The 14810-nt window shown below is 53.4% G+C and carries 12 protein-coding genes and 1 pseudogene; 4 read left to right on the top strand and 9 right to left on the bottom strand.

Going from position 1 to position 14810, the window contains the following annotated elements; translation table 11 throughout:
• Positions 1-9: 9 nt before the first annotated feature.
• The 4 genes from KP22_RS13060 to glpA all read right to left on the bottom strand — a co-directional run bounded on the left by KP22_RS13060 (position 10) and on the right by glpA (position 5326).
• Positions 10-705, bottom strand: coding sequence for a pirin family protein (locus KP22_RS13060; protein WP_039324656.1), 696 nt, complete (start codon positions 703-705; stop codon positions 10-12).
• 490 nt (positions 706-1195) lie between these two features.
• Positions 1196-2407: an anaerobic glycerol-3-phosphate dehydrogenase subunit GlpC gene (gene glpC, locus KP22_RS13055; RefSeq protein ID WP_039324655.1), complete on the bottom strand. Its 1212-nt coding sequence runs from the start codon at positions 2405-2407 to the stop codon at positions 1196-1198.
• Positions 2404-3666: a glycerol-3-phosphate dehydrogenase subunit GlpB gene (gene glpB, locus KP22_RS13050; RefSeq protein ID WP_039324653.1), complete on the bottom strand. Its 1263-nt coding sequence runs from the start codon at positions 3664-3666 to the stop codon at positions 2404-2406. Before glpB ends, glpC begins: the two co-directional genes overlap by 4 nt.
• Positions 3656-5326 carry an anaerobic glycerol-3-phosphate dehydrogenase subunit A gene (gene glpA, locus KP22_RS13045; RefSeq protein WP_039324651.1) on the bottom strand — a complete coding sequence of 557 codons (1671 nt, stop codon included), beginning with the start codon at positions 5324-5326 and terminating at the stop codon, positions 3656-3658. Before glpA ends, glpB begins: the two co-directional genes overlap by 11 nt.
• A gap of 311 nt (positions 5327-5637) precedes the next feature.
• Between glpA and glpT the strand changes: the two genes are divergently transcribed.
• Together glpT and glpQ are read left to right on the top strand one after the other, a co-directional pair.
• Positions 5638-6987 (top strand): glycerol-3-phosphate transporter, encoded by a 1350-nt coding sequence (gene glpT, locus KP22_RS13035; RefSeq protein ID WP_039324649.1) that lies wholly within the window; start codon positions 5638-5640, stop codon positions 6985-6987.
• Between the two features lie 75 nt (positions 6988-7062).
• A complete protein-coding gene (glpQ, locus tag KP22_RS13030) occupies positions 7063-8148 on the top strand; it encodes a glycerophosphodiester phosphodiesterase (protein WP_039324647.1) in 1086 nt (361 codons plus the stop codon).
• A 160-nt stretch (positions 8149-8308) separates the two neighbouring features.
• Here glpQ and yigL read toward each other — a convergent pair whose 3' ends face one another.
• Complete coding sequence (gene yigL, locus KP22_RS13025; protein WP_039305036.1) at positions 8309-9109, bottom strand: sugar/pyridoxal phosphate phosphatase YigL; 801 nt, start codon at positions 9107-9109, stop codon at positions 8309-8311.
• Between the two features lie 49 nt (positions 9110-9158).
• Positions 9159-10196: a lysophospholipase L2 gene (gene pldB, locus KP22_RS13020; RefSeq protein WP_039324645.1), complete on the bottom strand. Its 1038-nt coding sequence runs from the start codon at positions 10194-10196 to the stop codon at positions 9159-9161.
• 132 nt (positions 10197-10328) lie between these two features.
• On the opposite strand from pldB, the gene rhtB reads away from it, so the two are divergent.
• On the top strand, positions 10329-10949 hold the full coding sequence (gene rhtB, locus KP22_RS13015) for a homoserine/homoserine lactone efflux protein (protein WP_039324643.1): 621 nt from the start codon (positions 10329-10331) through the stop codon (positions 10947-10949).
• Between the two features lie 57 nt (positions 10950-11006).
• Here rhtB and KP22_RS22200 read toward each other — a convergent pair.
• The 3 genes and pseudogenes from KP22_RS22200 to pldA all read right to left on the bottom strand — a co-directional run.
• Positions 11007-11111, bottom strand: a pseudogene (locus KP22_RS22200) (threonine export protein RhtC); the annotation flags it as partial.
• A gap of 41 nt (positions 11112-11152) precedes the next feature.
• Positions 11153-12979 (bottom strand): ATP-dependent DNA helicase RecQ, encoded by a 1827-nt coding sequence (gene recQ, locus KP22_RS13010; protein ID WP_039324641.1) that lies wholly within the window; start codon positions 12977-12979, stop codon positions 11153-11155.
• A gap of 98 nt (positions 12980-13077) precedes the next feature.
• Positions 13078-13944 (bottom strand): phospholipase A, encoded by an 867-nt coding sequence (pldA, locus tag KP22_RS13005; RefSeq protein WP_039305045.1) that lies wholly within the window; start codon positions 13942-13944, stop codon positions 13078-13080.
• A 250-nt stretch (positions 13945-14194) separates the two neighbouring features.
• Here pldA and KP22_RS13000 point away from each other — a divergent pair, with 250 nt between their 5' ends.
• Complete coding sequence (locus KP22_RS13000; RefSeq protein ID WP_039305048.1) at positions 14195-14683, top strand: thioesterase family protein; 489 nt, start codon at positions 14195-14197, stop codon at positions 14681-14683.
• Positions 14684-14810: the final 127 nt, after the last annotated feature.

Genomic DNA, 14810 nt, shown 5'->3' with positions numbered 1-14810 from the left:
TCGCCACCGTTATACTGGCGGCAAATCAAATAGCAAAATTTCGCTGTCTGCGCTGGCGTGTACGGAAATAGCCGTTTCGTCCCAAACGGCGAACGCATCGCTGGTTTCCGCTTTCTGGCCGTTAATCTCTACCGTACCACGCACCACCTGAACCCAGACGCGACGGTCAGCCTGAATCTGATACACCGATTGCTCCTGTGCTTTCAGCGCCCAGCGCCACAGCGTCATATCCTGAAAGACTTTCAGCGAGCCTTCACGCGCATCTGGGGACAGCACCAACTGGCGTCCTTGCCGCACATCAAAGCGCTTCTGCTCGTAGCGCGGCGTCAGCCCGATTTTTTCCGGGATAATCCAGATTTGGTACAGGTGCAGCGCTTGGTCTTTGCTGGCATTGTACTCAGAGTGACGAATACCCGTTCCCGCGCTCATAATCTGGAATTCGCCCGCTGGTACCTGCTCTTTATTTCCCATGCTGTCCTGATGCTCAACGGCACCGGATAAAACATAGGTCAGAATTTCCATATCTTTGTGCGGGTGCGTGCCGAACCCCTGACCGCCGTCGATAACGTCTTCGTTAATCACGCGCAGTGCTGAGAATCCCATGAAATCAGGATCGTAATAATCGGCGAATGAGAACGTGTGCCAACTGTCGAGCCAGCCGTGATTCGCATGTCCGCGATCCTGCGCTTGACGTAAATAGATCATGCTCTTTCCTCCCACGTTTTTGATAAGGAAAGTGTAACGGGCGGTGGCAAATAAGATAGCGCAAAAAACTCACCGCTCTGTTCGAAAAATCAGAATGGGATGAGGAGCTGGAGGAGAATTGCAAAAAAAAAGCCAGCACCCGAGCTGGCTAAATAATACTGGAAGCAATGTGAGCAATGTCGTGCCTTCACAGGGAAGCCGAATCGTCATGAACACCATCGGTAATTAACACAGGCACATGACATCGTTCCCCGGAACGCACAGCAATAATAATCATTATCATTCGCACTTGTAAAGTGCTTTTTGCGATGAATTCTTATTCTCAATACGGGCCGCAAAACAGCCCGTTTTACTTAATGCCGATCGTTTAAAAACCGAAATACGCGGAGCGACCACGGGGCGAGGTATCCCTGCGGGAACCTCATCCCCGTGTTTCTCCTAAAATGAGGATTACGTGACCCCCATTATCCGTTTTGCTCCGCTTCTGCTTTTACTCTGGTTGCGCTAATGACCTCGCCAACAGCGTGATCGGGTGCTCACATAGCTTGCTGGTCGACATCTCGATCTGCCATTTACAGGTTTCGCAATCCGTCACCACGATATCAACACCGCTCTCTTCAATCTGCTGGAACAGCGGAGCGCCAATGCCCTGCGACGTCGCATAATTCTCTTTCTTGAAACCGTAAGTGCCTGCAATGCCGCAACACTGAGAATCCAGCATTACCAGTTCAAGACCGGGGATGCGTTGCAACAGCGCTAAGGTATACGCCGTCCAGCCCATCCGTTCCAAATGGCAAGGTGTGTGATACGCCACCCGCAGCGGTAACTTACGCAGCGGCAGCGTTCGGCCTTCTTCTTCCAGCAGGCGATAGAGCTGACGCGTCACGAGTTCGATGCCATCGCGCACGTGGCCGTTATCCACCCCCAGTAGATGCGGGTATTCGTCCCGCAGCGTGAACGTACAACTGGATGACGTCGCGACTACGGGCAAGGATTTCTGATTGATCGCCTCATCCAGTGATTTTATATTCGCGTGCGCCTGCTTTCTGGCTTTGTCGTGAAAACCATTGGCGATCAGCGGCACACCACAGCATTTCTCTTTATTCAGCAACTGGACGCCAATGCCCATCGCATTAAAGACCTGAACCAGATCTTTACCCAGTTGCGGATGGTTGTAGTTCACATAACAACCGTGGAAATACGCGATCTGCTCATCATAAGCCTGCTGCTTTGCTGCCTGCTGGCGATACCAGCGCCGAAAGGTGCCGAACGAGTATTTAGGCAGTTGGCGACGGTGGTCGATTTTCAACGCCTTATCCAGCAGTTGGCGCACCGGTTTCAGGCTGGTAGCCGTATTGACCAGCGGCGCAAACGGCGTGGCAATCGACCCCATGAAGTCGGTATGGCTCAGAATCGCGTCACGCAGTGTTGGCTTATGATTGCTGTGTGTCGCTTTCGCACGCTGAATGATGTCGCCAATTTTAACATCCGACGGGCACGCGACTTCACAGCGTTTGCAGTTGGTGCAGTATTTCAGCGCATCGTCGTACAGCGACGGATCTTTGCGCCGCAGGCGTTCACCATCCGGCCCCGCCTGTTTCGGGCCAGGATAAAGCGGGTTCACACGCGAAACCGGACAGTACGTGGTACAGACCGTACATTTGATGCAATCTTCAAAACTGTTATCGCTAAGCAGGCTCATGGATTGCCCTCCTTCAGGATCTGTTCGGCAACATGGAGCGCGCTGAGTAAGGAAACGCCAGCCCCACATCCCTGCACAATCGGGTCGAAACCTTCCAGCACCGCGCCAATCGCGTACAGATTGTTGATCGTCTCACCCGCGATACGCGGATGCAGGTGTTCATCGACAATCGCGCCAAATTGCATATAGGGCTGCGGCGCAAAGACATCCTGCTGGCTCCACCCCTCGCGCTGCTCAGCGAACCGAACATCCAGCCCAAAGACCGGTTCCGTCACCCGATCGAACTGTGTCACTAGCCCGTTACTGAAAAAGCTACCGCTCGCCAGCACCGCGTGTTTCGCACGCAGCGGAATATCGCGGTGATGGTGGCTATGAACCGCAATTTCCTGTGGAGACAGCGAAGCGCGAACCGCGCGATCGCCCGGCATCACCATGCCACCCAGTTGGCGAAAGCGCTGTGACAGCGCCTGATGCAAACGTAATCCGAGTACTGACGGCGGTAATGTCGGCAACAGCAGCACCGGTTTACCTAACGCATCAGCGAGTTCACTCACGATCTCGGGGCTGTCCAATCCCAGACAGGCAGGCATGATGATGGCATCGTTACCGTTGGCCAGAAGCGATAGCTCTTCCACCAGCGCCGAGCGGTTTTCAGGTCGATCCAGCACGCGGGCGATATTTACCGCGCGGAATTCGCTGGCATTTTGACGCAGCCGATCCAACACGGGCAGTTTGAGCTCATCGCTGCGTGCCGCAATACCCTGCGTCTGAAGCGTGCCAGCCACAATTCGGGGCTGAAAATCCAGAAAGCCTTCAATACCGGCAATAAGCGGATTGTGGCCAAAATGGGAATCCGCCAGACCACGCGTGACACCATCAACCGGGCTTAGCCAACATGCACGAAACTTACCTAACGGCGTCATACGCCAGTGGTTCTGCTGATGATTGCCCAACAGAGAGATATTGCTACGTTCCAACAACGCCTCAACCTGTGGCAACAGTGCGGCAACCGCCGCCGCCCCCATACGAGAATAAGGGTGATGAGGCGCCTGACGCGCCAGCTCGTCCAGCGCGTTGAGCGGCTGGCTAACGGGCTGTCCGTCAGGGAGATGAGAGAGTAAATCCAGCGCGCCGGAAGAAAAATGCAGCGCATTCTGCCCAGCGCTGACAATTGCGCAGCGTTTTCCCTGCTCTGCCAAGCGGATACCACAGGTCAATCCTGCCAGTCCGCCGCCGATAATCACAACGTCATAGCGCATGACGATCCTCCTGACTGTCGCTGGCCGTCAGACCGCACAATCCCTGATAAATCCAGCTGGTAAACTCGCTTTCGCGCAGCGCATTACCCCACGCAACCGGGCGAATGCCTTTCCAACGTTCGTTCAAAAACTGGCTGAGCTGCGTAAGCGACTGCTCCGGCGTCGCGGTGCCCAGACGGCACAACAGACCTGCCGCGCGGCAGGCGCACAGCTCACCCTGACAGGTGCCCATGCCCACACGAGTGCGCCGACGTAAATCAATCAGGTTATTCACCTGTAACGATTCCACGGCATAGCGTACTTCTCCCGCCGTCACGGCCTCACATTCGCACACCAGACTGCGGTCCAGACGTTCACCGGACAGCATTCTCCCAGCGCGTTCACCGTGGCGATAAATCGCCGAACCACGCAGCGGCGCAGAGAGCGGTTTTGCCGGGGGATACGCTGACAGGGCGTGGGGGGCAGTTTTCACTTCATTCAGCGATTCAGAACCGGGTAACGGCGTCTGCGCCGTCGAACAGACGACGTCATGACCCAGCTTCTTGCAGATAGCGTCCGTCACCCATTCCGCCATCAGGCGATAGGTCATCAGCTTGCCGCCAGTGATGGTAATAAATCCTTCCAGCCCGTCGCGGCTGGCATGGTCGAGCAGCACAATGCCGCGACTCACGCTACGCCCGCTGGGATCGCTATCGCTGGCAACCAGCGGTCGGACGCCCGCATAGGCGCGTAGAATTCGCGTGCTTGCCAGCGCGGGTGCCAGCATCGAACCTTCCCGCATCAGCGTTTCCACTTCGGCAGGCGTCACCAACATATTGTCGATCTGATCGTAGTCGATGTGGGTTGAGGTAGTGCCAATCAGAGAAATGGTATCGCCCGGCACCAGAATGTCGGCATCTGCCGGTTTGCGACAGCGGTTGATCACCATATTGTTAATGCGATGCCCGAGAATCAGCAGCGCGCCCTTTGCCGGGAACATGCGCACACGCAAATCGGCATATTCCGCAATGTGTTGCCCCCAAATGCCACCTGCGTTGACCACCACTTGTGCGTATATTTCTGTTTCTACACCTTTTTTATGGTCGAAAACGCGCACTCCGGTAATACGGTCGCCCTGACGAATCAGCCCGATGACCTCATGATAGGTCAACACTTCCGCGCCGTGCTCACAGGCATCAATCATGTTGGCCGCCGTCAGGCGAAAAGGATCTACAGAGCCATCCGGCACGCGCACCGCGCCAATCAGCGTCGGGTTTGCGGCGGGTTCCAGCCGCAGCGCTTCCTGCGGATCCAACGCCTGTGCGCGAATCCCCGCCTGCTGGCAAGCCGTAATGAACTGCGCCTGCCAGCCGAGATCGTCTTCCGGTAAGGTGATAAACAGGCCGTCGGTAGGTTCAATACAGTGTCGGGCAATCCGCCGAAGAATCTGATTCTCTTCAATACATTCTCGGGCAGATTCGCCATCGGTTACCGCATAGCGGGCGCCGCTATGTAATAAGCCGTGATTACGCCCGGTCGCACCGGTCGCAATATCATAACGTTCAAGCAACAGGCAGCGCAGCCCACGCAGGGCACAATCCCGTGCCGTACCCGCTCCCGTCGCACCGCCACCGATGACAACCACGTCAGTTTCGCGCCAGTTCCCAGTGTTTTGCATCATGTTCTCGCTCCAGGCGGAGGATATGTATGTTGCTATTGGGACACAAAAACAAGAGGAAATGTTTGATAAAGAGCAATAACGAACACCAAACGAAAACAAAGAGGAATCTAAAGACAATAAGTGTGATTCATATCACCAAAACCGCACTGTGGAATTTTCCGATTCTGTTAACATGAGCGCAAAAATCGTCACAGTTTTATAAAAATGTAACATTAGCGTCATGAATCACACTCATTTGTACGCTAGCCCCTTACAATAACGTTCGTAATAGAACAAAAAAGCTATCGTTTTTTTTCGCATTGGAGATATCTATGCTGAGTATTTTTAGACCCGCAGCCCACCAGGCGCGCGTATCGCAGGATCGTGTTGATCCCCTCTATCGCCGTCTGCGCTGGCAGATATTCATGGGGATCTTTTTTGGCTACGCCGCCTATTATCTGGTACGTAAAAACTTCACACTGGCAATGCCTTACCTGATTGAACAAGGCTTCTCACGCGGTGATCTTGGCTTTGCACTTTCCGGCATCTCTATCGCCTACGGCTTTTCCAAATTCATCATGGGTTCGGTATCTGACCGTTCCAACCCGCGAGTTTTCCTGCCCGCTGGTCTAATTTTGGCAGCCGCCGTCATGCTGTTCATGGGCTTTGTACCATGGGCAACATCCAGTATTGCCGTCATGTTCGTCTTGCTGTTCCTGTGCGGCTGGTTCCAGGGAATGGGATGGCCACCGTGTGGACGCACCATGGTTCACTGGTGGTCACAAAAAGAACGCGGTGGCATCGTATCCGTATGGAACTGTGCGCATAACGTCGGCGGTGGCCTTCCGCCTCTGCTGTTCCTGCTGGGTATGGCCTGGTTTAACGACTGGAAAGCAGCACTCTACATGCCTGCCTTCGCCGCCATTCTGGTTGCGCTAATCGCATTTGCCCTAATGCGTGATACCCCGCAATCCTGTGGTCTACCGCCAGTCGAAGAGTATAAAAACGACTATCCGGCTGATTATAATGAAAAAGACGAAGAAGAACTGACGGCTAAGCAGATCTTCATGCAGTACGTTTTCCCGAACAAACTGTTGTGGTACATCGCTATCGCCAACGTCTTCGTTTACCTGCTGCGTTACGGCATCCTCGACTGGTCACCGACTTATCTGAAAGAAGTTAAACACTTCGCACTGGATAAATCGTCCTGGGCGTACTTCCTGTATGAATACGCGGGTATTCCGGGCACGCTGTTGTGCGGCTGGATGTCTGATAAGGTCTTCAAAGGTAACCGTGGTGCAACTGGCGTGTTTTTCATGGTACTCGTTACCATCGCCACCACCGTTTACTGGCTGAACCCAGCCGGTAATCCGGGTGTGGATATGGCATGTATGATCATCATCGGCTTCCTGATTTACGGTCCGGTTATGCTTATCGGCCTGCACGCGCTGGAACTGGCACCGAAGAAAGCAGCAGGCACAGCGGCAGGCTTCACCGGTCTGTTCGGCTACCTCGGTGGCTCCGTTGCCGCCAGCGCCATCGTCGGCTACACCGTTGACTTCTTCGGTTGGGACGGCGGCTTCATGGTGATGATCGGCGGCAGCATTATGGCTGTGCTTCTGCTGATTGTTGTTATGCTGAATGAGAAAAAGCATAAAGCAGAGTTAGCCAATCGCGCCTAACCCGCTCTTGTAAGCATCCCTCTGGCGGCGTCCTGATGACGCCGCCTTTCTCTCAACAGAAAGAGGTTTGATCGCATGAACGTTACCGTAACATCTCTGATCTCCACCCTTGCGCTCTCCGTTTCCTTTAGCGCTTCTAGTCACGCCGGCACTTCCACTTCATCACCCGATAAAATCGTCATTGCCCATCGTGGTGCCAGCGGTTATCTGCCTGAGCATACGCTTCCCGCCAAAGCGATGGCCTACGCTCAAGGCGTCGATTATCTGGAGCAGGATCTGGTGCTCACCAAAGACAACGCGCTTATTGTCCTGCATGACCACTATCTGGATCGCGTTACCGATGTAGCAGAGCGTTTCCCTCAGCGTGCCCGTAAAGATGGACGCTTTTACGCTATCGACTTCACGCTGAAAGAGATCAAATCACTGAAATTCACCGAAGGGTTCGACATCAAAGACGGCAAGCAGGTACAGAGCTACCCAAACCGTTTCCCGATGTGGAAATCCGACTTCCGCATTCATACCTTTCAGGAAGAGATTGAGTTTATTCAGGGTATGAACCACTCAACCGGCAAGAACATCGGCCTCTATCCCGAAATCAAAGCGCCGTGGTTTCACCATCAGGAAGGGAAAGACATCGCCCGCGAAACGCTGGCCGTGCTGAAGCAGTATGGCTATACGGAGAAAAGCGACAGGGTCTTCCTGCAATCGTTTGATGTTGCAGAATTAAAACGTATCAAAACCGAATTGCAGCCACAGATGAAGATGGATCTGAACCTGATTCAACTGATCGCCTATACCGATTGGCATGAAACCTACGAAAAACAGGCCAATGGAACGTGGGTGAATTACAACTACGACTGGATGCAGCAATCCGGTGCAATGAAACAGATTGCGACCTACGCCGACGGTATCGGCCCGGACTACCACATGCTCGTTCAGAAAGGTTCGACGCCTGACAACATCACCTTTATCAATATGGTGAAGGAAGCCCATCAGCATAAACTTCAGGTGCATCCGTTTACGGCAAGAGCAGACAGGCTACCGACGTACGCCAAAGATATCGATCAGCTCTATGACATTCTCTACTATCAGGCTGGCGTTGACGGCTTGTTTACCGATTTTCCCGACAAAGCGGTCGATTTTCTGAAAAAACCACGCTGAAGCGCTAAAGCTGGTCGCTTAAGCATGGATTTAGAGGGAAACACGATGATGAGGCTCCCGCAGGGATGCCTCGCACCGTGGTCGCCCTCGGTATCTCGATCCTCAAACAAGCGCTGAAGTTCAACGTGCCCGATGAGACATCGCCTCAATAATGCACCGCTTACTTCAGAAACAGTTCCCGCAGGTAATTCGGCACCGCGCTGTCTGCGTTAGACCCAATCACTTCGCGATCCGGCAGTAAATCTTTCAGGCGCTGATGCGCGTTCTGCATGACGCAGCCTTTCCCGGCCATTGACAACATTTCGTAGTCGTTCATGCCATCACCAAACGCCACGCATTCTTTGAGCGAGAAGCCAATAATCTTAGCCACCTGCTCCAGCGCATGGCCTTTAGACACGCCACCTGCCATCACTTCCAGACAGGTCAGGGTCGAAAAACTCACGTTGACACGATCGCCCCAACGCGCGTTGATCGCTTCTTCCAGCGGAAGCAGCTGTTCATGCGAATCGCAGGTAAAGAACACTTTGCTGACGCCATCAGTCTCAAGCAGTGCAGGCTCGAACAGCTTGTATTTAAAGATCGACTCTTTGAAGAAACGTTCTTCTTCCGCACGCGGACGGTTCATAAACCACTCGTCATCACGGTAAACGTGCGTCAGCATATCGGGATTCGCGTGTACGACGCTGTAAAGGTCGCGGGCAATGTCCTGATCCAGATTGTGACTGAAAATCAGCTCACCCTGCGAGTTATGCACACGCGCACCGTTCGAGGTAATCATAAACGCGCTGATACCGAGATTATCGCGGATCTGCGCGACATCCATGTGGTGCCGTCCGGTCGCGAACACAAAGTGAATCCCTTTCTCCGTCAGCAGCCTGAGGGTTTCTTTCGCATACGGGGACAGCGAGTGGTCAGGTGACAGCAGCGTGCCATCTAAATCGGAAGCAACAACATGGTACATAACGATGAGATCTCACTTCTGGTGTATTGGCGGCACGCGCCGCAAAAAATTAAGAGTAACGGGCAAAGTGCGCAAAAATCAGCGCCAACGCCTGGGCGCGGAGACTATCCGTCTCAAATAGAATTTCATGCCGCGCACCGAGAATAACTTGCAAAACGCCATTCGAATTGGCATCACCGCTCTGCGTCAGTGCCTGACAAAACACATTCTGACTGCGGTTATCCACCACGCGCTCCTCTTCTGCCTGTAGCAGCAGAAGCGGCGTCGTCACGGCGCTGGCCTCTGCCAGCAATTGTTTCCCAGCCTGTATCGCCTCACGCACCCAGTGATAAGTAGGGCCGCCTACGCGTAAATCCGGCGAATCTGCGTAAAATCGAATACTACGCTGGTAGCGTTCGCGGCTGTGCGTGAGCACATTCATTCGGTAAGGCAAAGGACGCCACTGTCCGGTGCCGATGGCATAATAATCTCGTATCGCTGGGCGACGTTCTGCCCAATCGACGATCCACTCGGCCACGCAATGAGGAAGCGGTAAACGAATGCCAAACATCGGCGCACACAGTGCCGCCGCATCAAACATCGCAGGTTGACGAACCAAAAGCTGTGCCAGAATCGCGCCGCCCATTGAATGCGCCAGCGCAAAGCGGCGGGTATATCGCGCCGGATCAATGTGTTGCTGGCACAGCGTTTCAGCATCATCGACATAATCACTGAAGCGCTGTACGTGTCCGCGGTGGCCATCTTGCAGCACCCGCCCAGACCGCCCCTGCCCACGGTGATCCATGATGAGCACATCATAGCCGCGATGAAAGAGGTCATATGCCACTTCGCTATATTTGACGTAGCTTTCGATGCGGCCAGAAAAAACCACGACAATTTTGTCGTGCTGGGGCGCAGTAAAGCGAACAAACCGGATCGGCACATCATCCACGCCAGAGAATTCGCCCTCTTCGCGCTGACGCCAGAAATCCAGCAACTCTCCGGTAGCAAAAGCGGCAAACTGCGCTTCTCGCGTTAACAGGCCTGCCGTTAACGACTCAGGCGTTAACCGTTCCGACGTAAACAACGTATTGTGGCGTTGAATCATCACACCTCTCCGGTGACGCAGGGAAAACAAAGCTAGCGGAAGAACATGACAAGCGGTGGATCACGAGCGTATTGTGACATAAAAAACAGACAGACTCTCGTAATACAGAACGTGATTCAGGAGCAGGATTTCATGACATTGGATTGGTGGTTAACCTACTTACTCACGACACTTATTCTCAGCCTGTCGCCCGGCTCGGGAGCCATCAACACCATGAGTACTGGAATTAGTCACGGCTATCGCGGCGCGGTGGCATCAATCAGTGGTTTACAGGTCGGGCTGGCTATTCATATCGTACTGGTCGGCATTGGGCTGGGTGCACTGCTTAACCAGTCTGTGTTGGCTTTTGATCTTCTAAAATGGTTGGGTGCGGCTTATCTGATCTGGTTGGGTATTCAGCAGTGGCGTGCCGCCGGCGCACTCGACCTTCAAGCTCTCGCCAGCGTCATGCCGCGTCGCAAACTCTTTAAACGTGCGATATTGGTGAACCTGACCAACCCGAAAAGCATTGTGTTTCTGGCAGCGCTGTTCCCGCAGTTCATCATCCCTCATCAGCCGCAGGCCGCACAGTATCTGGTGTTGGGTATCACCACCGTTGTTGTCGATATTATCGTGATGATTGGTTATGCCACGCTGGCCACACGTATCGCCGGATGGCTGAAAGGCCCACGGCAGATGAAGATACTCAACCGGATATTTGGATCGCTGTTTGTGCTGGTCGGCGCGTTACTCGCCACGGCAAGAAAGGCCTGATGAAGACAGCGCGCCGTATCAAATCACGACGCGCTGTTGTTTCTCCACCGGAAATGCTCTGAGTGAAAGGTTAGCTGCGGTTTGTGAAACGAAAAAGAAATCCGGCCCCGGACTCATCAGCGCAATGAAATGCACCAGCGCTACCGTCAGAAATAGCAGCATGTTGGTTTTCCTGTTTCAAATGCAATCAGACAAGGCGAGTATCACTCATCATCATTATCGACATGATCGCGAATCATGTTCATGAAAGGTGCACCAAAGCGTTCGAGTTTGCGGTGTCCTACCCCGTTGATATTCAGCAGCTCACCCGCAGTGATCGGCATCAGCTCTGCCATCTCCAGCAGCGTGGCATCGCTGAACACCACGTAAGGCGGAATATTGTCTTCGTCCGCGATGGATTTACGCAGTTTACGCAATTTGGCAAACAGCTTGCGGTCGTAATTCCCACCGTAAGATTTTTGATTAGCGCGGGGTTTCAGGTTAATCACACGCGGTACAGCCAGTTGCAGCGGCATTTCCCCGCGCAATACCGGACGCGCTGATTCGGTAAGCTGTACGGCAGAATGCATCGTAATGTTCTGGTTCAGCAGGCCCAGATGAATCAGTTGACGCAACACGCTGACCCAATGCTCCTGCGATTTATCCTTACCAATGCCGTAGACCGGCAGCTTGTCATGACCAAAGTCGCGGATACGCTGATTATTCGCACCGCGCAGCACTTCGACAATATAACCTAAACCAAAGCGCTGCCCGACACGATACACGCAGGATAGCGCTTTTTGCGCCTCAACCAGCCCGTCGTAACGCTTCGGCGGATCGAGACAAATATCGCAGTTGCCGCAAGCCTCTTGGCGTCCTTCCCCGAAATAGTTCAGCAGCACCAGACGGCGGCAGGTCTGCGCTTCGGCAAACGCGCCCATCGCATTGAGTTTATGGCGCTCAATATCCAACTGCGGTCCAGCGGGTTTCTCTTCCAGACAGCGACGCAACCACGCCATATCTGCCGGATCGTAGAAGAGTGCAGCTTCTGCCGCGAGGCCATCGCGTCCGGCACGTCCCGTTTCCTGATAGTAGGATTCGATGTTGCGCGGAATATCAAAATGCACCACGAACCGCACGTTAGGCTTGTTTATACCCATACCAAATGCGACGGTCGCCACCACCATCTGAAGATCGTCACGCAGGAACGCTTCCTGAACCTGTGCGCGCCGTTCGTTATCCAATCCTGCGTGATATGCCCCTGCGCTCAGTCCACGGGCCTGCAAACGCGCGCTAATATCTTCCACGCGAGAACGGCTATTACAGTAGATGATGCCACTTTTTCCGCGCTGCGCCTGCACGAACATCCAGAGCTGATCGAGCGGCTTAAACTTCTCCACCAGCGTGTAGCGGATATTCGGGCGGTCAAAACTGCTGATCTGAATCAGCGGCGACTGAAGATCCAGCAGGCGAACAATATCGCTCCGCGTGGTGTCGTCTGCGGTAGCCGTCAACGCAATAAAAGGAAGATGAGGAAAACGCTGTTTAATTTGCCCCAGTGCGCGGTATTCAGGGCGGAAATCGTGTCCCCATTGGGAAATGCAGTGTGCCTCATCCACCGCGATCAGAGAGATCTGCCAGTGGCCGAGATGATCGAGGAAGCTTTCTGTCGTCAGGCGTTCCGGCGCAATATAAAGCAGCTTGATCTGACCGGTACGACAGCCCGCCATCACCTCAAGCTGCTGTTCACGCGTCTGCGTTGAATTGAGGCAAGCGGCGGAGACGCCGTAGGCCTGAAGCTGATCGACCTGATCTTTCATCAGAGAAATCAGCGGAGACACCACCAACGTCAGCCCGTCCATCACCAAGGCGGGAATTTGGTAGCACAGCGATTTACCGCCGCCTGTCGGCATGATAACCAGACAATCCTGCCCGCTGAGCGTCGCGCTGATGATTTCCTGCTGACCCGGTCGGAATTGCTGGTAGCCGAACGTGTCCCGTAGAACCTGAACCGCCAGCGCTTCCTTATTCAATACTTCCGCCGTAGACACGCCTTCCCCAATTCAATGAAATCAAACAGGCGCTATTTTCAGCGCCGTCGGGTAAAACTGCAATGGTTAAAAACCGCAATCGCTAAAACACACGATCGTTAGAACATATCGTTCAACGTCACCCCAACGCCGAAGCGGGTCTGACGGTGGTTGTAGTCAATCAGGGATTCACCGTAACCGCTAAAGACCTTGGTGTAGAAGCGAACATGACGCGTTAGTGGATAGCTCCAGCCCAGTTCTCCGCCGCCGTAACCGCTGTTCCAGTTATAACGGCCTTCCGCGCTAAACACGCTGTCGCCCCACACATAGCCAACGCGTAAGCGGTAATGGCCCATGTATTTGGTGATATCAGGGTTATCATCCTGGCTATCAGAGAAACGCACCCACGGCTTCACATCCACCTGCCAGTTGCCGTTTTGTGCCATCAGACGCATATAAGCACGGTTCCAACTGCGTGAAGTGGGTTCGGAACGGCCGTTAGACTGGTGATTAAAGCCCATTTCCACATCTCGTAGCGTCCAGCCTGCTAATGTGTAGTGGGTCGCCCAGCCCAGGAAGACCTGTGGCTCATAGTTGGTTTCGCGGAACGGAGAAGACTCGCTTTTATTAGACAACTGCCACCAAGAACGCTGTGTATAGGACGCCCCTAGCAACGAGTTATCACCCAAAATGCCACGCCAGATCGGAAACCCGAGGCTCAGTTGATAGTGCACTTCGTCTTTACGTGCTTCTTCACCCCAGTTATAGCTCTGTATCGCCGTTTTATTGATATTGCTGGTATAGGTATACAGCAAGTAGTTGCTTTCGTAAGGATAAAGAATAAATGGGGTGTCATGTTCTTGTAACAGGCTGGCGATAATGCTGCCACGTACCGCGGGTTGATTCGGCGCAGGCGCGTTTATTGCATCTTCAGCATAAGCCTGTGCCATCAGTAATGCTGCCAGTACGAGTACTATTTTACGCATTCATTTTCTCCGACATTTTTTATACAACGCTCGTTTTAACCGGCGATCGTCTAACCAATTCGTGGTGAGTCTTTCCCCATTCAAGCCCGCCATTCTACACAGTTCAGTGACGTTTGAAGTAGCGTTCTCCCGTTTCTTAGTCTTTTCTGGAAAGAAACAAAATCAGCGCATAAAATAAACACCCACGTGACTAAAAACCATCAGATTAACTACATTTAACACGTATCTCTTATTTGGGCGGGAAACGACCATGGCTGACATACCATCATTTCAGGGAACCACACTAACCAGAGATACCGTACGCCAACTCGTGGGCGAGATTTTCATTTACAAGATGCCGTTCAATATCGAACTTGGCCTTGAATTACAGCAGTTTGAGGCAGACAAAGCCGTCTTGACGTTCGCTCGGCAAGATAAGCTCATCGGCAATGCGGCACAAAAGATTCTGCACGGCGGCGTGATTGCTGCGGGGTTGGACGTTGCCGCTGGATTGGTCTGCGTCGGCAACACTTTGCTACGCCATGAGACAATCAGCGATCAGGAGTTTCATCACCGGCTCGCACGCATGGGAACCATTGACATGCGGGTGGATTATCTACGCCCAGGCTATGGAGAGCGATTCACCATTACCAGCACGCTGCTGCGCGGTGGTAATAAAATCGCCGTCGCACGCGCCGAATTGCATAACGAGCAGGGCTCGCATCTGGCCAGCGCCACCGCAACCTATATTGTCGGATAGCACCCTCAGTGTCAGCATAGTTGTCACTCCCTCTGAAAAATCAATTTGAGGGCATGGAGTGACAAATGAAACGTGTTTCCCCTGAACGAAAAACCGGAATACTGGCAAAACTGCTACCGCCCTACAA

This window comes from Pectobacterium betavasculorum (genome assembly GCF_000749845.1).
Classification (GTDB): domain Bacteria; phylum Pseudomonadota; class Gammaproteobacteria; order Enterobacterales; family Enterobacteriaceae; genus Pectobacterium; species Pectobacterium betavasculorum.
This window is presented reverse-complemented; position numbering and strand designations above follow the sequence as displayed.